Genomic DNA, 18,151 nt, shown 5'->3' with positions numbered 1-18,151 from the left:
CAACTGACAACAAGAAACCAGAAAACCCAATGCCCGCAAAAGTATACACGGAAGCGGACGCTGATATGAGCGTCCTCGAAGGCAAGACGCTCGCCGTCATCGGCTATGGCTCGCAGGGCCACGCCCATGCGCTGAACCTGAAGGACAGTGGCTGCAAGGTCATCATTGGCCTTTACGAAGGCAGCAAGTCCAAGCCTGTCGCTGAAAAGCAGGGCTTCGAAGTCTTCACGACCGCCGAAGCCGTCCAAAAGGCGGACGTCATCATGATCGCTTTGCCGGACATGAAGCAGGCTGACGTCTACAAATCAGACATCGCCCCGCACCTGACTCCCGGCAAGACCCTCCTCTTCACGCACGGCCTGGCGATCCACTACGGCCTCATCACTCCGCCGGAAGGCGTCGATGTGATCATGGTTGCGCCGAAGGGCCCGGGCCACGTCGTCCGCACCCAATACAACGAGGGCAAGGGCGTCCCGGCGCTGATCGCTGTTGCTGAAGGTTCCTCCGACTCAGCCAAGCCGATCGCTCTCGCTTGGGCACATGGCGTTGGTGGCACCCGTGCCGGCGTTATCCAGACCTCTTTCAAGGAAGAAGTAGAAACCGACCTGTTCGGCGAGCAAGCCGTTCTTTGCGGTGGCGCGAGCGCCCTCGTGATGGCTGGTTTCGAAACCCTGACCGAAGCCGGCTACTCCCCGGAGATGGCTTACTTCGAGTGCTTGCACGAGCTGAAGCTGATCGTTGACCTGATGGTTGAGTCCGGCATCAGCGGCATGCGCTTCTCGATCTCTGAGACTGCGGAATACGGCGACTACGTTTCCGGCCCGCGCGTCATCAACGAGGAGTCCAAGAAGGCGATGAAGCAAGTCCTCAAGGAAATCCAGGATGGCACGTTCACCAAGAACTGGGTCCAGGAATACAAGGACGGCTGCCCGAACTACAAGCGCATGGCCGACGCAGGCAAGAACCACCCGATCGAAAAGGTCGGCAAGGAGCTGCGCGCCCTCATGCCCTGGGTTCCGAAGAAGGAAATCGGCGGCACCCAAGCCGAATACACCAGCAAGTAATTGCCGGAGTTCCTTTGAACTTTACTGCGGGAGAGTGCGAAATGCGCTCTCCCGTTTTTTGTACCCGCCCAGGAAACACCATGCATCTCACAGAATACATCCTAACTAGTCGCTGTGGCTCCTATGAACGCCAAGTATGGATCGTGCCCGGTCCGTCTGAGCCGCATCGAATGTGCATTTTCATGGATGCCGAGCATTATACCCGCGACCTGAAGGCGCTGCCGGTTCTCGAAGAATTGCTCGCGGCAGGTGCCGTGCCGCCAATGACGCTCGTCTTCGTGTCGCACGTCAGCGCGGCTGCTCGGCACGCGGACTACGTCTGCAACCCGGACTACGCGGCGTTCATCGCCGAAGACGTGTTTGATTGGGCGCGGGGGCAGTGTCCGGAGATTCAGCCGACCGGCAACCTCATTGCAGGTCTGAGTTTGAGCGGCTTGCAGAGTGCTTACATTGCGCTGCGCTACGCCGAAAAGTTTGACTACTGCTTGGCGCAGTCTGGTGCCTTCTGGTGGAACGATTGCGCCTTTATGCGCTTTGCAAAAGGGCATTGCGCCGCTGGTCAGCGTTTTTGGCTGAGCGTCGGCAACCGCGAGACGCAGTCGGGCTTAACGCATCAGCCCAGCGGCATGCGGCAGGATATTAGCCAGATTGACGGTGTTCGCAGTGCAATGGCAGCGCTTCAGGCGATTGGCGGCGAAGTCCATTACCACGAATACGAAGGCGGCCACGCCGCCCAGCCCTGGCGCGAGGAATTGCCCGCAGCGTTTGCGTGGTTGCTGGGCGGTTGAGCCGGTCGCTGGTAGTCGTGTTGCTAGATCTCGGTTTGTGATATATTAGTTAGTGAAAGTACGAGTTTGGCTAATGCGGCTCCTTTTTTTTTGGGGGGGGTCGCTCTCCTGTTGCTGGTGTTCGGGCCTTCGTCTTCATGGGATGGGGCCGCGAATAGACCGATAGAATTCTCCGTTTATGATGCGGAAGGTCGACCAATCGCAGGCGCTCAAGTTTGGTTGCAGCAGCGATCGGGGACAACGGATAAGTCATTCATTGATGAGCATTTTCAAGGTGAGGAGCGTGAATTAATGATGCAGCACCTGCGCGAGCTTAGGCTGGTTGGAGAGACAGATGGTGAGGGGGTGGTGACGGTGCAGGGGATGTTTGGTGCCGGTGGATCGAAGACTATCTTTGGTAGACGCGGCAGGTATCTTGTGGATCAAGATGTCATCATCTCCGCTGATGGGTTTGGAGACGAAACATTCTACCTGCCCAATCTATTGGGCAAAATTAAATTCTCACTGTCAGAGGATGATCTGGAGGCAAAGGTCTTTCTGAAGAGAAAACCTACAAATTCCGCGCGATGAGCGCCAAATCCACCTGACCATTCCGCAATTGACTGACGGGCACGAAATCCCTTTGCTGGGCCGCTATTTTTCCTATGTCCGACCAACCAATCATACTCGCGACGCGGCGTAGCCCGCTGGCGCTTTGCCAGGCGAAGCTGGCGCAGGCGCACGTGGAAAATGTCTTTGCGGGCGGCAAGGCTGAGCTGAGGGAATTTGTCACCACCGGCGACAAGAAAACTTCGTGGTCTCTTGAAGACAAGGGCGGTAAGGGGCTCTTTACCAAGGAGCTGGAGGACGCGCTTTTAAACGGCGAGGCCGACTTGGCTGTCCACTCCGCCAAGGACTTACCCACCGAGATGCCCGAGGGCCTCGCGCTGGCGGCGTTTTTACCGCGTGAACTGGTCAACGACGTGCTCGTGGTCCAGGAAGGCGTGGCGTCGCCCAAGGTGGTCGCGACGAGCAGCCCGCGACGCCGCTTGCAGCTCAAGTCGTATTTTCCGTGCGCGGTGTGGTGTGAGATTCGCGGCAACGTGGATACCCGCCTACGCAAGGTCGCCACGGGGCAGGCGGAGGCCACCATTCTTGCAGCCGCAGGGCTGCGCCGACTTGGCATTCAGAATTACGATGGCGTCGTTTTTAAGCCGCTGACGATCCAGCAGGTCGTCCCGGCGGTGGGGCAGGGCGCGATCGCGCTGCAATGCCGCGTGGCCGATGCTGAGAAATTTGCCGCACTGGCGTGCCCGGTGACGACGTTTGCCGTCGAGCTGGAGCGCAAGTTTCTGGCCGCGATGGGTGGCGGCTGCCACACGGCGACGGCAGGCCATGTCTGCAGCGGTCAGTTGCACACGTTTCACGAAGATTCCGGCCGCCAGAGCTTTGCTTTGCCAAAGACTGGCGAGGGCGTGGACGCCTGGTTGGAAGACGTCGTGGAGAAGGTTCTGGGCGCGTAGGGCGGCTTGACTTTAGACGCATTCCTGGCGTAAGCTTTCGTAATGATCCACGGACCATTCATTGAACCAGCCGACCACAAGCAAAAGGAGAAGGAAATCCGATTGATTGAGGAGGCTACGCGTGAAGCGTTTCAGGATCGCGATAAACTTCTGCGCATGCTCCACCGCACCGGTATGTTTACCAAGCGTGGAAAGTTGAAGAAGCAGTTTCAGTAATGCCAGCTTATGCCTATGCGCTTGGTTACCATGGCTGCAAATCATCGGTGGCCGAAAAAGTATTTGCCGGTAGCGAACTTAGGCCCAGTCGTGAACGTTACGATTGGCTTGGGCATGGAATTTACTTTTGGGAGGACAATCCGCATCGCGCATTAGAGTGGGCCAAGGAAAGGAAATATGATCAGCCTGCGGTTATCGGAGCGGTAATCCGATTTGGCAATTGTCTGAATTTGATCGATTCCGAGTATTTAGCCGAAGTGGCCAGGACTCACGAATCCCTCGTCTCTTATTGGAAAAATCTGGAAGAATTCGATCTGACTATTCCTGAAAATAAAGGGAAGGATGCCAAGCTACGCTATTTGGATTGTTTTGTTTTTGAGTGGTTGCACAGCACCAGAGAGGAGAATTCATTGCCTTCATACGACACGGTTCGTGGCTTCTTCTCGGAGGGAGAACCGTTGTACCCCGGTGCGGGTTTGAATAAGCAGGACCACATCCAAATCTGTGTTCGCAATCTTGACTGTATTGTTGGTTTTTTTTCGTCCTCGTATTAAATTTTAACTGATGTCGACGCCTGGAAAAGTATTTTTAGTGGGTGCCGGGCCGGGGGATACCGGGCTGGTGACCGTGCGTGCGAAGGAGCTGATCGAGCGCTGTGATGCGCTGGTGTATGACTACCTCGCCAACCCCGAGCTGCTCAAGTGGACCAAGGTCGGCTGTGAGAAGATTTACGTCGGTAAGCAGAAGGGCTTCCACGCGATTCCGCAGGAGGAGATCGAGAAAATCCTCGTCAATCGCGCGAAGAAGGGCCTCATGGTCGTGCGGCTCAAGGGCGGCGATCCGTTTATTTTTGGCCGAGGCGGTGAAGAGGCCGAGACGCTCGTCAACGACGGTGTTTCCTATGAAATCGTGCCCGGGGTGACGGCCGCGCTGGCTTCGGCAGCCTACGCGGGGATCCCGCTAACGCACCGTGAGCACAGCTCGTCGGTCGCGTTTCTGACCGGCCACGAAGATCCGGACAAGCACGAGATGCACGTGCGCTTTGAGGAGTTTGCCAAGGTCGGCGGCACGCTGTGTATTTACATGGGCATGGGCCACCTCGGCGAGATCACTGAGCGCCTGCTCAAGGCCGGGCTCGAGCCAGAGACGCCGGTGGCCATCGTCCAATGGGCGACAACGCCCCGCCAGCGCAGTCTGATCTCCACCCTGGCCAACGCCGTGGCCGACAAGGACGCCGCAGGCCTCAGCTCGCCCGCCGTGGTGGTGATTGGCGATGTGGCCAAGCTCAGCGCGAAAATTGGCTGGTTCGAGCAGCGCCCGCTCTTTGGCAAGCGCGTGGTGGTGACGCGTAGCCGCTCGCAGTCAAGTGAGCTGTCCGCCGCGTTAAGCCAGCTTGGCGCGGAGGTGCTGGAGCTGCCGCTCATTTCGATCAGCGAGGACGAAGAATCGACCGGCGAAGACATTTGGCCGACGCTCTGGAACTACCGCTGGATTGTGTTCACCAGCCCCAATGGCGTGAAGTATTTCTTCGAGAAGTTTTACCGGCAGTTCGACGACTTGCGGAGCTTTGGGGGCATGCGGATCGCCTGCATTGGTGAAACGACCGCCAGTGCCGTGCGCGAGCAACGACTCGCGGTGGACCTGGTGCCCGAGGAGGCGGTGGCGGAAAACCTGGCCGAAACACTTCTACGCGAAGAGACGCTCGACAACGAGACCGTGCTCGTCGTGACGGGTAACCGCAATCGCGACGTGCTGATCGAACGCCTGGAGGAGGGCCATGCGATCGTGGACGTGTTCCCCGTTTACCGGACTGATTTGACCAATCTAGACGATGATCCGGCTGCGATGCGCTTTCGCGAGGCTGGTGCCGATGCGATTACGTTTGCCAGCTCGAGCGCGGTGGACGGCTTTGTCCAGCAGGCGAAAAACCTGCAACCCGGCGAGGGCGCGCGCCGCCCCAAGGGCGTGGCGATTGGCCCCAAAACCGCCGAGCGCATGCGCCAAATCGGGCTGCCGGTGGACCGCCTGGCGAAGCAGGCCTCGATCGATGGTTTGGTGAGGGCCGTGCAATCTTTGTGGGGGAAATGATAGTTTAGGGTGTGTCTCAGGCAAATCGGCGCGGAAAACGCTTTGTCAATGGCGCTTTGAAAATGGAACCCACCCCAGTCTATACTTGACCAACCTACCGTGTTCTCTCGGAATCCACTTGTGATTTTTGTAACCCCTAAGCTCCTGTCGGCTGGAAACTTTGGCTCCAGTGTATTTGCACGTCTGCTCCTGATTGGGGCCCTGCTGATTGGCCTGTTTGGCTTGTCCGGTTGTGAAAGCGATGGTGGCAGTTCGAGCAAGTCCTCACCGGCGACTTTCATCGGCCCGTCGCCCAATATCCTGCGGGTCGGGGTGTCAGCGGACATGCCGCCCTTTGTTTACAAGCAGAACGGCCAACTGACCGGGCTGGAAATCGACTTGGCTCGCATGATGGCGCGCGACATGAACAAGGAAGTCCGCTTCATCGAGCTGGACTGGGAAGATTTGATGCCAGCGCTGCAGAACAACAAGATCGATATCCTGATGGCGGGCATGAACTACACGCCCCAGCGTAACGCGATTATCGCCATGACCACGCCCTACATGAACAGCGGGCAGATGGCTCTCGTGATGCGCAAAAATACGCAAAAATACGGTTTGCCCGGCCTGATCGGCAATATGAAGGGCAAGGTCGGGGCCGAGGCTGGCACGACCGGGGAGTTTCTCGTGCAGTCCAGTTTCCCCAATGCGACTTTGATTACTTACGACTCAGCCGAGGAGGGCGCGCAAGCGGTCGCCGACGGCGAGATCGAAGTGCTTATCCATGATGCGCCGACCATTTACTGGCTGGCAGGCACTTACCAGAATCGCGGGGTGACTCCCGCTCGACCGGTGCTCTCCGTGGACCAAATGGTCTGGGGTGTCAACCGGGACAATCCGGAGCTCTTGCAAGAGGTCAACAACCTGGTGGCGACCTGGGCCTCTAATGGTGAGCTAAATCGCGTCGTGAGCCGCTGGGTCGGCATGTAGCCGCGCGCGCGGCGCTACCCAATCAACCTATTCGGCGGTTAGCCAAGTATAGAGGTTAAACAGTAGGATAAATAGCGCAATCGCTGCGATTACGTAGGCCATTGGCCAAGGCTTCTTTTCGGGCTTGGCCGACTCATCGTTCGAGGTCTTTGGATCTTCGGGCATGTTTTGTACGTCAGGACGGTGACGAGGTTTTTATTTGTCAAATGGGTTACAATTTGTAAGGGTTTTTTGTTTCAATAATGAGTAATATCACCCCGTCAATGACTGATAACCTGGCCAAGGTGATTCCTTGGCCCTACGCGCTGTGCAATCGCAGCGGGGCGATCGTTCATTGCAATGAGGTGTTTTTAAGGCTTATTGGCGCTGAGGGCGGCAGTGGTGTTGGGCAATTGTTGTCCGAGCTGATGACGACCGCCCAGGCTAGCCAGGACTTGGAGTCTTTGTTCTCCAATGCCAGTAACGAAGCCTGGCATGGTAAGCTACGCATCGCTGGCAGCCAGAATCTGGTGTTAGAGGCGATGATGCAGGCCGATCCGGAATCGCCCGACAGCGTCTGGCTGATCATCATGGAAAACCCGGTCGTCAACGGGCAGATGATCCTCAACCCGCGTAGTGAGCTGCGTCTGCTGCAAATCCTGATGGATCACACGCTGGACTACGTTTACTTTACGGACATCCATGGGCGCTTCGTCATCACCAACCGTGCGTTTCAGCGGACGCTGGAGACGCAGTATCCCGGCCAGGAGGTGGGAAAATCTGTTGGCGATTTCGTTACCCGTGAGACCGCGCGCTGGGTTGGCGAGACCGATCAGGAGGTGCTCACCACGCTCAAGCCGATCGTCAACCACGTGGGCTTGTTCCAGATTCGCAATGGCGGGGCCTTCTGGCTACAGACCACGAAAATGCCCGTTTTCGATCACAACCGCCTGTGCATTGGGCTGGTGTCGGTCAGCCGGGATATTTCCGAGGCTCGTCAGACGGAGAATCGCTTGCGCATGGCGATCCAGCGTGCCGAGCAGGCTAACAAAGCCAAAAGCGACTTCCTGGCGAACATGAGCCACGAAATCCGCACGCCGATTAACGGCATTATCGGGATGAGCGAGCTTTGCCTGGAGAGCGATATTTCGCCTGACCAGGAGCGGTACATCCAAACGGTTCTCAACTGCAGTAACACGCTGCTGGCCCTGGTGAACGACATTCTCGACTTTTCCAAGATCGAGGCCGGGCAGCTTGAGCTGGAAAATATCGACTTCGACCTGCGCGAGGCCATTGAGGACACGGTGGACCAGTTTGTCTCGATTACACGGGACCGCGGGCTGGAATTGGCGGTTAAGATCGACCCGAGCTTGCCGACGGTGGTCTCCGGCGACCCAATTCGCTTCCGCCAAGTGCTGAACAACCTCGTTAGCAACGCCGTAAAATTCACCGAAGAGGGCGAGGTCATCATCGCCGCCCGTCAGTCGGCAGTAAGCGGCGATCGGCTGAAGCTGTTGATCGAGGTTTCCGACACCGGCATTGGCATTAGCGAAAACCGGTTGGATAATATTTTCGAAACCTTCACGCAGGGTGACTCGTCCACGACGCGCAAATACGGCGGCACTGGCCTGGGCTTATCTATCTCGCGCAAGCTGGCGCGCATGATGGGCGGCGACGTCTTCGTGGACAGTGAGCTGGGCAAAGGCGCGACCTTCAGCGTTGAGCTGGATGTGGGCATCGTCAGCAGCGAGACCGAGACGGAAATGCTCAATCTGGAAGAGCTGAACGGCTGTCGGGTGCTGATCGTGGATGACAATTTAACCAATCGCCAGATTCTGGACGAGGTTTGCCGACACTGGGGGCTTTTGCCAACGACTTGTGATGACGGCGTAAAGGCGATTGCACGGATGGAGCGGGCCATTGCCGACGGCGCGCCATTTCAGCTCCTTTTGCTCGACCAGCAGATGCCGGGCCTCAGCGGCACGGACATTGCCTCGCTGGTGCACAGTCGCAGCCAACTGCGCGATATCAGGATGATGATCCTCACGTCCGCAATTACGCAGGAAGAGCGTGAGCGCGGGCGGCAGATGGGCATTGGACGTTTTTTAACCAAGCCGATCAAGCAGAACGACTTACGTGAGGCGGTGCTGGATGTCTTTGGTCTTTCGCTGGGTCAGCAAAAGCTGCTGAAAACCGGCTCTTCGCGCGCGCCGATCCCCATGCCGCGCGGCGATGAGATGCCCCGCCTGCGCATCTTGCTGGCTGAGGATAATCTGATCAACCAGGAGGTGGCACTACAGCGGCTGACCAAGCTCGGGCACGAGGTAACGGTGGCCAATGACGGGCAGGAAGCCGTGGATACCTTTCAGACCCTTGTGTTCGATCTGGTCTTGATGGACGTGCAAATGCCGAAGATGGACGGGCTGGATGCCACGCGCCGCATCCGTGATATCGAGGCCAATCTGAACCGCCGCACACCGATCATTGCCATGACCGCACGGGCCATGCGCGGCGATGAGCAGGTCTGCCTCGACGCCGGTATGGACGGCTACCTGACCAAGCCCTTCCGCGCCGCCAAGATGCGCGAAGTGCTCGTGCAAGTGCTGGACCGCCTGGAGCGGGATGCAAAGGTGACCGTCTCGGGGCCTCAGTATGAGCCCGCCACGATTGCCCTACAGCTCGACGAGGAAGATCAGGAAGACATGGTGCTTGCTGCACGCATGTTTAACGACAGCTTTGCTCAGGAGTTGGCTGAGTTTTTCCCCTCCGATGGAGCCCACGATTACGATGCGCTCAAGCACTACGCGCACTCGCTGAAGGGGGCTGCCGGCCTGCTCCGGGCTATCCGGCTGGGGCAATGTGCGGCATGCCTGGAGGACGCCGCCAAGCGGCACGACCGCGAGGGCGTGGATGAGGCGCTGGGGCAACTCTCCAAGGAGGGCGCGCTGATTCGTGCGTCGCTGGAATCGTTCCTGCTGGATTCCTGAATGATCAATTCCCGGGCTTACATTGCGGGCGAGGCTTGATCTTGACCGAGATCGGCTTAGATTGATCCTCTGCAATGTTTAATATGGCTACCAGCAGTCCATTCACCGAAAGCGAGACGGATACCTCGGTTGCCACGGAGCTGCCGTGGAACGTCGTTGTGCTCAATGACCCGGTGAACCTGATGAGCTACGTGGTGCTGGTCTTTCGCCGCGTGCTGGGGTTCGATGATGACAAGGCGCGCAAGCACATGCTGGAAGTTCATGAACTCGGCCGCTCGATTGTTTGGTCCGGTGGCCGCGAGGAGGCGGAAACCTACGTTCACGAATTGCACAAGTGGCAACTCAACGCGAAACTAGAACGCGATGCCTAAGCTAGCCCTCAAGATTAGCCCGTTTTACGTGCAGGCTCTGTTGGACGTGATCGAACCCATCGAGAAACGGTTGCGGCTACAGGTGGCCATTGACATGAATGGCGCGCCCGATGACGACGAGATTCTGCTGGAAGCCTGGCGCGACAGTTTGCTGGAGCAGCTTCGTGAAGACGCCAGCTACCTGGTCGAAGTGCTCAACCAAATGACGCCGGAGCACCCAGTGGAGTTTTCAGAGACAGACGCCGAAAGCGCCCTGCGCGCCGCATCGGCTGTGCGTTTGAAGATTCGCGAGGCCTTCCTCAGCCGCTTTTCCGAACAGGCGCTGGAGCGGGATATGATTGAGCCCGATGCCCTGCGCCCCGAGGAGCACAAGCCATTTATGTGCTACAGCTTTCTGGCGCGTTTTCAGGAAATGCTCGTCGTGCAGCTGATACCGGAGAGCTTCGGCTTTGACGACTTCGATGAGACGGACGATTTAGACGACGACGAGGACATCGAGGACTAGCCGGATGAAGAAAGGTATCATCAAAATCATTTCAGGCGTCCTGGTGGGGATTTCCGGTTTCGCTATCATGGTTGTCTGGATTCTGCTTCCGTTAATCGAAAGCATGGAGAGCAACCCGCAGTTTATGGGGCCGGGTGAGTTGACTTACCACGCGGAGGAGCCTGGTAATTATTTCCTCTACAACCAATACCGCGCCATGATCGACGGTGTTCTCTACGACAAGCCCGAATCGCTGCCCGACGGATTTCAGGTGGCGATTACGGATGAGGCAGGCACGCAGTTGGAATTTCATTCGGACCGTTCGTTCAGCTTTTCCTCGGGTGAAACCAAAGGGCGTTCGGTTGGCTACGTGCAAGTGACCGCACCGACCACGTTGGAGATCCAGCTATCGGGCTTCGAGGGTAAGCGTCCGTTTTCCTTTGGTCCCAATGATTTATGGGGCTTCATGAAGGATGTCCTGCTATCGCTTTGCCTGATCTTTCTCGGCCTGGCAGCGGGCGCTGGCCTGATCATCTGGGGCATCGTAGATCTTACCCGCAAACCGAAGAAAGAGCCGCCGCCATTGCCGGCCTAGCTTACCCATTGTTTTTAACATTATTCAGCAGACTCAGCGGTCCCGGCAGTTGAAGCTTGCGCACCGCCGCTGATCCTATACGCCTGCAAAATCATGCCCGAACAAACTCCACGCACTGTCTCGATCGGCCTTATCCAAATGGCGATGCAGGCCGAGCCGGCGTCCAATGTTGCCCAAGCCCGAGAGCTGATTATCGAGGCGGCAAAGCAGGGCGCGCAGGTCATTTGCCTGCCGGAAATGTTTAACACGCTCTATTTCTGCATCACGCAGGATACCGAGCAGTTTGACTTGGCCGAGCCGATTCCCGGCCCTTGCGTAGAGGCCATGCAGGCGCTGGCGAAAGAGCTGGGCGTGGTGATCATTGTGCCGACCTTCGAGCGCCGCGCGCCGGGGCTTTATCACAACACCGCCGCGATCATCGACGCCGATGGCTCGCTGTTGGGCAAGTATCGCAAGATGCACATCCCGCAAGACCCGGGCTTCGAAGAGAAGTTTTACTTCACTCCGGGCGACCTGGGTTTTCAGGTCTGGGAAACGCGATTTGGCAAGCTGGGCGTGTGCATTTGCTGGGACCAGTGGTATCCCGAAGCCGCGCGGCTGACGGCGCTCAAGGGCGCGGATATCCTCTTCTATCCGACGGCGATCGGTTGGCTGCCCGAAGAAAAAGCCGAGCTGGGCGACGCCCAACACAACGCCTGGGAAACCGTTCAGCGCGGGCATGCCGTGGCCAACGGCTGCCACGTTGTCGCGGTCAACCGTGTCGGCACCGAGGGTGATACGGAGTTTTGGGGCCGCAGCTTTGTCAGCGATTACTACGGCCAGCTCAAGCACCGCATGGAGCAGGAGTCCGGCGTGGCCATCGTCCAATGCGACCTCAAGGCGCAGGAAGACTTTCGCCGCATCTGGCCGTTTTTCCGCGACCGCCGTATCGACGCCTACGATGGGTTGACGAAGCGCTTTTTGGACTGATTTTTTTAACTACAAATCGCGCAGATGAGCGCGGATGATTTTGTTCGATACATGTAGTAATGATCTGCGCTCATCTGCGCCATTCGTAGTTTCTCCACCGCTCCTTTATAAAAGATATCATGAAATCCCCCCGCCGCATGCCCGCTGAATGGGAACCGCAAACCGCGCTCTGGCTTTCGTGGCCGGTGTCGCTGCATATCTGGCCCCAAAAGCATGAGGCCGTGGCCGAGAAGTTTGCCGAGATTGCTGCGGTCGCTAGCCGCTATCAGCGGGTGAATATCAACGCCGCCGAGGAGGCGCATGTCGCGATCCGCAATCAACTGCGCATGGCGGGTGCGGTCTGGGAAAATGTCTGGCTTTACGACCACCCGACCAACGATGTCTGGTGCCGGGACCATGGCCCGATCTTTGTTAAAGAGGGTGAGCAGGTCATCGTGACGAATTGGACTTTTAACGCCTGGGGCGGTAAATTTGAGCCGTGGGATCTGGACAATGCTGCGCCGCCTCGCATGGCCGAAGCCTTGGGGCTGCCCTGCGATACGCAAAGCCTGATCCTCGAAGGCGGGGCGATCGAAGTCGACGGCGCTGGCGTGATGTTGACGACGACTCCGGTCCTGCTGAATCCGAACCGTAACATCGGAGCGACGCGAGCGGACTACGAGCGCGTTTTCCAGGAAGTGCTGGGCGTTCACGAAGTTGTCTGGCTACCCGCCGAGCTCCCCAACGACGATACCGACGGCCACATTGACAACCTGGCTCGTTTTTTCGCCGAAGACTCCGTACTCTGTGTCTCCAGCCAGCGCATGCCCGCGCTTAAGGAAAATCACGACATGCTCAAGGAGCGCTTTGGCTCAGTGATGGAGCTCCCGCTGCCGGACCCGGTGCTCAATAGCGACGGCGAGGAGCTGCCCGCCAGCTATGCGAACTACGTCTTGGTCAATGGCGCGGTGTTGGCACCCGTTTTTGGCCAGAAAACGCCCGACGATTGGGCGTTGGGGACGCTGCGCGAGTGCTTCCCAGGTCGCGAGATCGTACCGATCGATTGTCGCCTGCTCCTCGAAGAGGGGGGTGCGCTGCACTGCATTTCGGCAAACCAGCCTGCGTAGTCTGATAGCGTGCGTGATCTGCCCGATAGGTTGACTAGCGGTAGTAAACGCCTTCGACGTATTCCTTGAGCCAGCGACTCTTGGAACCCAAGCGGTTGAGTTCCTCGACCAGGAAATAGGTGGTCACCTCTTTTTCGACCAGTGAGCGGCGCGCTTCCAAGTGGGTGATGAGCCGCTTTTTCAGGTCATCCACCGCGCGCTTATTGCCGTGGTAGCCGCCGTGGAAGCTGTCATGAAAATCCTCCAGAATGTCCTCAACGCCCCTCGTTCCCTGGGACGGCGAGATGACCCGGCTATTCTCGGTGATGCCGCGGGCAATGAGATAAACGCCGTTGAGGAAATCTTCGTATTCGTCGAGTGCCTCTTTCTCCCTTTTGAGCATGGGCAGGTTGACGCTTTGCCATTCGCTGGCGTTGTCGATGCGCTCGGCAAAGCGGCGTCGCGTCTTCTTCCTATCGCCTTTACGTTCGAAGTAATCCCCGGCACCGCGGTCGGCCTCCGGCGTATTGTACTCGATGTAGTAGGTGGCCAGGCCGATGACGCCTTTGGTGTCGTGGTGGATGACGGGGCTGCCGCTGTTGCCTTCCACGAATTTGGCGTCGATTTCCACTCGAACCGGGCCAACGCCGTTGACTTCTCCGCTTAGTTGGGTGACCACGGACGCACCGGCTTCGTTGCCATAAACGGTAACGGCGTCGCCAATTTTAATGTCGTCGAAATTCTCCGGAAGCTTCAGGTATTCGCCTTCATGATTGATCGGAAACAGGGCCAGGTCACGGTCCTTGCAGGCGAAAAATGCTCTGGGTAAATACAGCTCGTGTCCATTGCTGGTCTTGGCCGTCAGGTAGTCTGCGCCGGTAACGACGTGGGAATTGGTCACCATGAACGTGCGGCCTTTCATCTCCATGAGAAAGCCGGTGCCGGAGCCCTTGTCTGACTGAATGATGACGATGGAACCGTAGGATATATCGGGGGCTTTCGAGAGCACCTTTGATTTGGTTTCCGCTTCCGGAGTGGGTTGCGGCCTGGAGGCACCGGCGATGCGGTCTTTGGTTTCCGGCTCGTCATCGGCCTCGAAGACTTCTTCATCCGTCTCTTTGATGCCCCCTTGCTTGGCCTCGATGTATTCGCGAGTGCGGTTGGGGGTGATCTGCTCGTACAAGGTTTTGCCCTCGTAGATTATTTTTAGTTGTACGGCGGACAAATACACATTGCTGGGGGTGTCATCATTACCATTCAGCTCAAACGGTTCACCAAACAGACGAATCCAGTTAAACGGCGGCATGGTGCTGATTTGGTTGCGGGTTTCCATTCTCAGGACGCTTTCCGCAAAGAGCTGCTTCTCGGAGGTTGGGCCTCTGCTGCCGTTGAGGCTACTTAGCTTGTAGGCGTGCATTCCATTTCCCTGATCTTCGAGGTCGAAGCTGAACCGATAAATCTTGGTGCTGATCTGGAACGCTTCCGGAAAAATAAATGCGGACTGGTTGTCGACGACGATGTCGTATCGTGCCAGCTCACGGCCTTGCCTCATCTCCCGGATGGCGGTGTAGCGGACATTGATGTTTAGCTTACCCTTCTCAATGAGGTCCTGAGTGGCCCATTCGATCAGCTTAAATCGGGTATCGGTAGTCAGCTGCTTCAGTTCGAGAACCTCAGCATCGCCGGATACGAGGTTAAAGAAATGCACCGAATTGCCGACCATTTTATCCACCTCGACATCGATTTCATCCCCGTTTTCCAGTTTCAGCTTCTCCGGTGCCGTAATGTCTCCGGCACTGGCCAGAGCGGACGTGACCAGGAAGAGCAACAGACTGATCAATACACGTGCTTGCATGCTTAATACAATTTATTGACTTGATTGAGTTCGATGCAAGGCAATTGATTGATGTAAATTATTCTGGCTGGATTAACTGGTGGACGAAGCGCAGCTTTTCGACTACGGCGGGCGGTAGCACGAACGGGTAAAGATCGGGCTGGCCCATGCCGCGGTTCAGGCTGTTGACCGCAAAGGTGATCGGCAGGCAGGCGTTGAGAATCGGCTCGAAATCGGGCTGGTTATACGGATCGAAGTCTGCCTGCATCTGCACGGTGGCCGGCGACTTTAGCTGGGCATCGAGGCTCATGCCAAAGGAGTAAGCCGTCTCCATGGTGTCCATTACGTGCAGGTAGTGGGCCCAGGTTTCGGCCCAGTCTTCCCAGGGGTGCATGGTGGCGTAGGCGCTGACAAATGTTTCCGACCAGTTCGCCGCCGGGCCATTCTGGTAATACGCTTCCAGCGCTTTGCCGTAGTCGAGCGTGTTGTCGCCAAACAAAATGCGGAACTTCTCCAGCGCTTGGGGATTATTGGCCACGAGCACATCCCAGTAATAATGGCCCACCTCGTGGCGGAAGTGGCCGATCATCGTGCGGTAGGGCTCATGCATGCTCTTGCGCGTGGCTTCGCGGTGGACAGAGTCCGCCTCGGCAATGTTCAGCGTGATCAGGCCGCCGTCGTGTCCGGTCATTATTGGGTCTTCGCCCTGAACATTGGCCAGGAAGTCGAACTGGAGTCCGCCCTCGGCATCGTCTTTTTTGCTGACGAGGGGCAGTTGCAGGCGCAGCAGGCTGTAGACCAGCCGGTGCTTGGCGTATTCCAGCTTCCGCCAGTCGCGGAGGTTCTCCGGAATGCTGAGATCCGGGATGGTGCTGTTGAGCTCGCACGCACGGCAATACGGGTCTTCGTTTGCTTCCGGCACGAGCCAGTTGCAGACGTCGTGCTCGCGGTTAGCGCAGAACTTATACCGGGCCTTGGGGCTGGCGACGGCCTCCAGTGCGCCGTCTTTTTCGATGACCGCGCTGAGCATATTCTGTCGCCACAGGTAGCCCAGCTGGCTCCCGCAGGAGCCGCAGTGGGTGTTTTCGAAAAAGAGCAGTTGGCCACATTCGTCGCACTGGAAAATCTTCATGCCGCAAATAGTATCGACAGTTTTTGGCCTGAGAAGATTATTCTTGTTACGGTTTAGGGAAAGATTCGTGAGCCACCAAATCATTGACTTCACGCGTGCTGTGTGCGATCTCGTGGGGTTTGCAGATATGGACCAGACCACCGAGCAGACGCACATCGCCGCGCTTTACCACTTCTTCGATTTTCAGGATTTCGAGGCGTGGCAGCCGCGCTTGCAAACCCTCTGCGACGAGGCCGGGCTGCGCGGCATCCTGCTGATCGCCCATGAGGGGGTTAATGGCACCGTCGCCGGGCCCGAGGCTGGCATTGGCCAACTGCTGTCCACGCTTCGCGCGGACGAGCGCATGGCCGGGCTGGTCGCCAAATTTTCCTATGCCGACCAGAATCCTTTTCGCCGGGAGACGGTCCGCGTCCGCCTGAAGAAGGAAATCGTCACCATGGGCGTGCCGGGGATTGACCCGCTGACCCAGGCCGGTGAATACGTGGGCCCCGAGCGCTGGAACGAGTTGCTGGCGGACCCGGAAGTCGTCGTCATCGACACGCGCAACGACTACGAGACGATGCTGGGTAAATTTAAGGGTGCCATCGAGCCCAACACCGAAGACTTTCGCCATTTCCCGGAATGGGTCGCGCAAAACCTGGACCCCAAAAAGCAGCCCAAGGTGGCCATGTATTGCACGGGCGGCATCCGCTGCGAGAAGGCCACGGCGCTCATGAAGCGCGAGGGCTTTGCCGAGGTTTACCACCTGGAAGGCGGCATTTTAAAATACCTGGAAACGACCCCTAAAGAGCAGAGTAAGTGGGAGGGCGAGTGCTTCGTCTTTGACCAGCGCGTGACGGTCGACCACGACCTCAAGCCCGGCAAGTTCGAGCTCAACTATGCCTGCGGCCACCCTCGCCCAGCAGGCGACACCTCGGCTGAGTGTTCCATCTGCGCCAAGCGCACGTAGTCAATTCAGTTGGCCGCCGCCTGCTCTTGGGCAGACCGGATCATCGTGTCAAAATTAGGCATGGCGCTGTCGCGCTTGGAATTGAGCGTCCAGGTGATGACCTGATACATGTTTTCCACTCCGTCCAGGATGTAGCATTTGTAGACGATATTCAGGTCGTCGATCTCGCCGGATAGCTCGGTTTCGAAAACGTCCATGCCGTTGACCTGATATTCTTTGCGCTCGCCGACAACGGGGTCGCCCAGATTGGCCTCCAGTTCGAAAATGGTGTTATCGCTCAACTGGCTCGCATCGATGAAGAAGTCCGACTTCGCATTGGCGTAGGCCATGACGTATTCTTCTTTGTAGAGGTTGCCCATTTGCAGGCTGGGGTCCCCATCCATGAGCTTGAGCATTTTCCAGTGGTCCGGGATTGCGAGCATCAGTGGAGATTCCAGCACCTGTACGACGCGGTCCTTCCCCTCGATCTGCTCTTCGGCGATCGTGTTCTGGACGTTGGTGAAGCCGATATACATGCCATAGCCAAACAGGCCGACGAAGGCCAACAGCGGCAGGCCGCATAGAATCGCCAAGACCAACCAGCCGGCGCTCTTCGTCTTGAAGAACTTGACGATGGAAACCACCATCAGGATCGGCACGGCGAGCAGGATGATGACCATCAGGGCGACGCCGACCATGTAGCCAATGTTGTAGCCGATATCGTAGGCGGAGCTATTGGTGTCGACTTGAGCGAGGAATTGAAGTGCGTTGGCAAGGTTCACGGTTTCAGCCTGCCAGTGCCGCGTGCAGTTGCCAGCATAATATAATGCGTTCTGGCTTTTATTAATGCAGTGATAAAAGCACCGCGAAATTGTAATTTGCAGATGCGCGCAAGTGCGCTATGGTGTGTTTATGTCAAACGCAGGACAAGGATCAACGGGCAACGTGATTGCCGCCGTATGTAGTTTTTTCATTCCCGGTCTGGGGCAGCTCGTCCAGGGCCGCATGATGAAGGCGCTCGTCATGTTTGTGCTTGCCGCCGTGCTGTGGGTCTTCTGGCTGGGCTGGATTATCAACATCTGGTCGATCATCGACGCCGCCATGTTTAAGCCGCAGAACGGCTAGGGGGCTCGCTCGAAAGATTTGTTGTCGTGATGTAG

The 18,151-nt window shown here is 57.5% G+C and carries 20 protein-coding genes; 16 read left to right on the top strand and 4 right to left on the bottom strand.

What is annotated here, in order from left to right:
* Positions 1–29 precede the first annotated feature (29 nt).
* From ilvC to O3S85_RS20310, 8 genes are all read left to right on the top strand, one after another.
* Positions 30–1,064, top strand: a complete 1,035-nt coding sequence (gene ilvC, locus O3S85_RS20345; protein WP_269543012.1) for a ketol-acid reductoisomerase — start codon at positions 30–32, stop codon at positions 1,062–1,064.
* Positions 1,065–1,144: 80 nt separating this feature from the next.
* On the top strand, positions 1,145–1,852 hold the full coding sequence (locus O3S85_RS20340) for an alpha/beta hydrolase (protein ID WP_269543010.1): 708 nt from the start codon (positions 1,145–1,147) through the stop codon (positions 1,850–1,852).
* Between the two features lie 66 nt (positions 1,853–1,918).
* Positions 1,919–2,422, top strand: coding sequence for a hypothetical protein (locus O3S85_RS20335; protein WP_269543009.1), 504 nt, complete (start codon positions 1,919–1,921; stop codon positions 2,420–2,422).
* Between the two features lie 74 nt (positions 2,423–2,496).
* Positions 2,497–3,354, top strand: a complete 858-nt coding sequence (gene hemC / locus O3S85_RS20330; RefSeq protein ID WP_269543007.1) for a hydroxymethylbilane synthase — start codon at positions 2,497–2,499, stop codon at positions 3,352–3,354.
* Between the two features lie 42 nt (positions 3,355–3,396).
* On the top strand, positions 3,397–3,570 hold the full coding sequence (locus tag O3S85_RS20325) for a hypothetical protein (protein WP_269543005.1): 174 nt from the start codon (positions 3,397–3,399) through the stop codon (positions 3,568–3,570).
* Positions 3,570–4,124 (top strand): hypothetical protein, encoded by a 555-nt coding sequence (locus tag O3S85_RS20320; protein WP_269543004.1) that lies wholly within the window; start codon positions 3,570–3,572, stop codon positions 4,122–4,124. Before O3S85_RS20325 ends, O3S85_RS20320 begins: the two co-directional genes overlap by 1 nt.
* 10 nt (positions 4,125–4,134) lie before the next feature.
* On the top strand, positions 4,135–5,658 hold the full coding sequence (gene cobA / locus O3S85_RS20315; protein ID WP_269543003.1) for a uroporphyrinogen-III C-methyltransferase: 1,524 nt from the start codon (positions 4,135–4,137) through the stop codon (positions 5,656–5,658).
* A 120-nt stretch (positions 5,659–5,778) separates the two neighbouring features.
* Complete coding sequence (locus tag O3S85_RS20310; protein WP_269543002.1) at positions 5,779–6,627, top strand: substrate-binding periplasmic protein; 849 nt, start codon at positions 5,779–5,781, stop codon at positions 6,625–6,627.
* A 27-nt stretch (positions 6,628–6,654) separates the two neighbouring features.
* Here the strand turns inward: O3S85_RS20310 and O3S85_RS20305 are convergent, their stop codons facing one another.
* Entirely contained in the window at positions 6,655–6,792 is a 138-nt protein-coding gene (locus tag O3S85_RS20305; protein WP_269543001.1) for a hypothetical protein, read from the bottom strand.
* Positions 6,793–6,869: 77 nt separating this feature from the next.
* On the opposite strand from O3S85_RS20305, the gene O3S85_RS20300 reads away from it, so the two are divergent.
* From O3S85_RS20300 to O3S85_RS20275, 6 genes are all read left to right on the top strand, one after another.
* Positions 6,870–9,593: a PAS domain-containing hybrid sensor histidine kinase/response regulator gene (locus tag O3S85_RS20300; RefSeq protein WP_269542999.1), complete on the top strand. Its 2,724-nt coding sequence runs from the start codon at positions 6,870–6,872 to the stop codon at positions 9,591–9,593.
* Between the two features lie 83 nt (positions 9,594–9,676).
* On the top strand, positions 9,677–9,964 hold the full coding sequence (locus tag O3S85_RS20295) for an ATP-dependent Clp protease adaptor ClpS (protein ID WP_269542998.1): 288 nt from the start codon (positions 9,677–9,679) through the stop codon (positions 9,962–9,964).
* Entirely contained in the window at positions 9,957–10,469 is a 513-nt protein-coding gene (locus tag O3S85_RS20290) for a hypothetical protein (RefSeq protein ID WP_269542997.1), read from the top strand. Before O3S85_RS20295 ends, O3S85_RS20290 begins: the two co-directional genes overlap by 8 nt.
* A gap of 4 nt (positions 10,470–10,473) precedes the next feature.
* Positions 10,474–11,043, top strand: coding sequence for a hypothetical protein (locus tag O3S85_RS20285; protein WP_269542995.1), 570 nt, complete (start codon positions 10,474–10,476; stop codon positions 11,041–11,043).
* 93 nt (positions 11,044–11,136) lie between these two features.
* Positions 11,137–12,012, top strand: a complete 876-nt coding sequence (locus O3S85_RS20280; protein WP_269542993.1) for a carbon-nitrogen hydrolase — start codon at positions 11,137–11,139, stop codon at positions 12,010–12,012.
* Positions 12,013–12,131: 119 nt separating this feature from the next.
* Positions 12,132–13,118 (top strand): agmatine deiminase family protein, encoded by a 987-nt coding sequence (locus O3S85_RS20275; RefSeq protein WP_269542992.1) that lies wholly within the window; start codon positions 12,132–12,134, stop codon positions 13,116–13,118.
* 34 nt (positions 13,119–13,152) lie between these two features.
* On the opposite strand, the gene O3S85_RS20270 is transcribed toward O3S85_RS20275, so the two are convergent.
* Together O3S85_RS20270 and O3S85_RS20265 are read right to left on the bottom strand one after the other, a co-directional pair.
* Positions 13,153–14,952 (bottom strand): S1 family peptidase, encoded by a 1,800-nt coding sequence (locus O3S85_RS20270; RefSeq protein WP_269542990.1) that lies wholly within the window; start codon positions 14,950–14,952, stop codon positions 13,153–13,155.
* A gap of 58 nt (positions 14,953–15,010) precedes the next feature.
* Positions 15,011–16,063, bottom strand: a complete 1,053-nt coding sequence (locus O3S85_RS20265) for a zinc-binding metallopeptidase family protein (protein ID WP_269542988.1) — start codon at positions 16,061–16,063, stop codon at positions 15,011–15,013.
* Between the two features lie 67 nt (positions 16,064–16,130).
* Here O3S85_RS20265 and trhO point away from each other — a divergent pair, with 67 nt between their 5' ends.
* Entirely contained in the window at positions 16,131–17,012 is an 882-nt protein-coding gene (gene trhO, locus O3S85_RS20260; protein WP_269542986.1) for an oxygen-dependent tRNA uridine(34) hydroxylase TrhO, read from the top strand.
* 5 nt (positions 17,013–17,017) lie between these two features.
* Here trhO and O3S85_RS20255 read toward each other — a convergent pair whose 3' ends face one another.
* Positions 17,018–17,773, bottom strand: a complete 756-nt coding sequence (locus O3S85_RS20255; protein WP_269542984.1) for a hypothetical protein — start codon at positions 17,771–17,773, stop codon at positions 17,018–17,020.
* Positions 17,774–17,903: 130 nt separating this feature from the next.
* Between O3S85_RS20255 and O3S85_RS20250 the strand changes: the two genes are divergently transcribed.
* A complete protein-coding gene (locus O3S85_RS20250) occupies positions 17,904–18,116 on the top strand; it encodes a hypothetical protein (protein WP_269542982.1) in 213 nt (70 codons plus the stop codon).
* The last annotated feature ends 35 nt before the right edge of the window (positions 18,117–18,151 follow it).

Source organism: Cerasicoccus sp. TK19100, assembly GCF_027257155.1.
In the GTDB taxonomy this organism is placed as follows: domain Bacteria; phylum Verrucomicrobiota; class Verrucomicrobiia; order Opitutales; family Cerasicoccaceae; genus Cerasicoccus; species Cerasicoccus fimbriatus.
The sequence above is the reverse complement of the archived record's forward strand: the minus strand, read 5'-3'. Positions and strand labels throughout refer to the sequence as shown.

Excerpts from the sequence above, each read along its gene's own strand:
- ilvC (WP_269543012.1), top strand. The coding sequence starts at position 30 with ATGCCCGCAAAAGTATACACGGAAGCGGACGCTGATATGAGCGTCCTC.
- O3S85_RS20340 (WP_269543010.1), top strand. The coding sequence starts at position 1,145 with ATGCATCTCACAGAATACATCCTAACTAGTCGCTGTGGCTCCTATGAA.
- hemC (WP_269543007.1), top strand. The coding sequence starts at position 2,497 with ATGTCCGACCAACCAATCATACTCGCGACGCGGCGTAGCCCGCTGGCG.
- O3S85_RS20325 (WP_269543005.1), top strand. The coding sequence starts at position 3,397 with ATGATCCACGGACCATTCATTGAACCAGCCGACCACAAGCAAAAGGAG.
- O3S85_RS20320 (WP_269543004.1), top strand. The coding sequence starts at position 3,570 with ATGCCAGCTTATGCCTATGCGCTTGGTTACCATGGCTGCAAATCATCG.
- cobA (WP_269543003.1), top strand. The coding sequence starts at position 4,135 with ATGTCGACGCCTGGAAAAGTATTTTTAGTGGGTGCCGGGCCGGGGGAT.
- O3S85_RS20305 (WP_269543001.1), bottom strand. The coding sequence starts at position 6,792 with ATGCCCGAAGATCCAAAGACCTCGAACGATGAGTCGGCCAAGCCCGAA.
- O3S85_RS20300 (WP_269542999.1), top strand. The coding sequence starts at position 6,870 with ATGAGTAATATCACCCCGTCAATGACTGATAACCTGGCCAAGGTGATT.
- O3S85_RS20295 (WP_269542998.1), top strand. The coding sequence starts at position 9,677 with ATGGCTACCAGCAGTCCATTCACCGAAAGCGAGACGGATACCTCGGTT.
- O3S85_RS20290 (WP_269542997.1), top strand. The coding sequence starts at position 9,957 with ATGCCTAAGCTAGCCCTCAAGATTAGCCCGTTTTACGTGCAGGCTCTG.
- O3S85_RS20285 (WP_269542995.1), top strand. The coding sequence starts at position 10,474 with ATGAAGAAAGGTATCATCAAAATCATTTCAGGCGTCCTGGTGGGGATT.
- O3S85_RS20280 (WP_269542993.1), top strand. The coding sequence starts at position 11,137 with ATGCCCGAACAAACTCCACGCACTGTCTCGATCGGCCTTATCCAAATG.
- O3S85_RS20275 (WP_269542992.1), top strand. The coding sequence starts at position 12,132 with ATGAAATCCCCCCGCCGCATGCCCGCTGAATGGGAACCGCAAACCGCG.
- O3S85_RS20270 (WP_269542990.1), bottom strand. The coding sequence starts at position 14,952 with ATGCAAGCACGTGTATTGATCAGTCTGTTGCTCTTCCTGGTCACGTCC.
- O3S85_RS20265 (WP_269542988.1), bottom strand. The coding sequence starts at position 16,063 with ATGAAGATTTTCCAGTGCGACGAATGTGGCCAACTGCTCTTTTTCGAA.
- O3S85_RS20250 (WP_269542982.1), top strand. The coding sequence starts at position 17,904 with ATGTCAAACGCAGGACAAGGATCAACGGGCAACGTGATTGCCGCCGTA.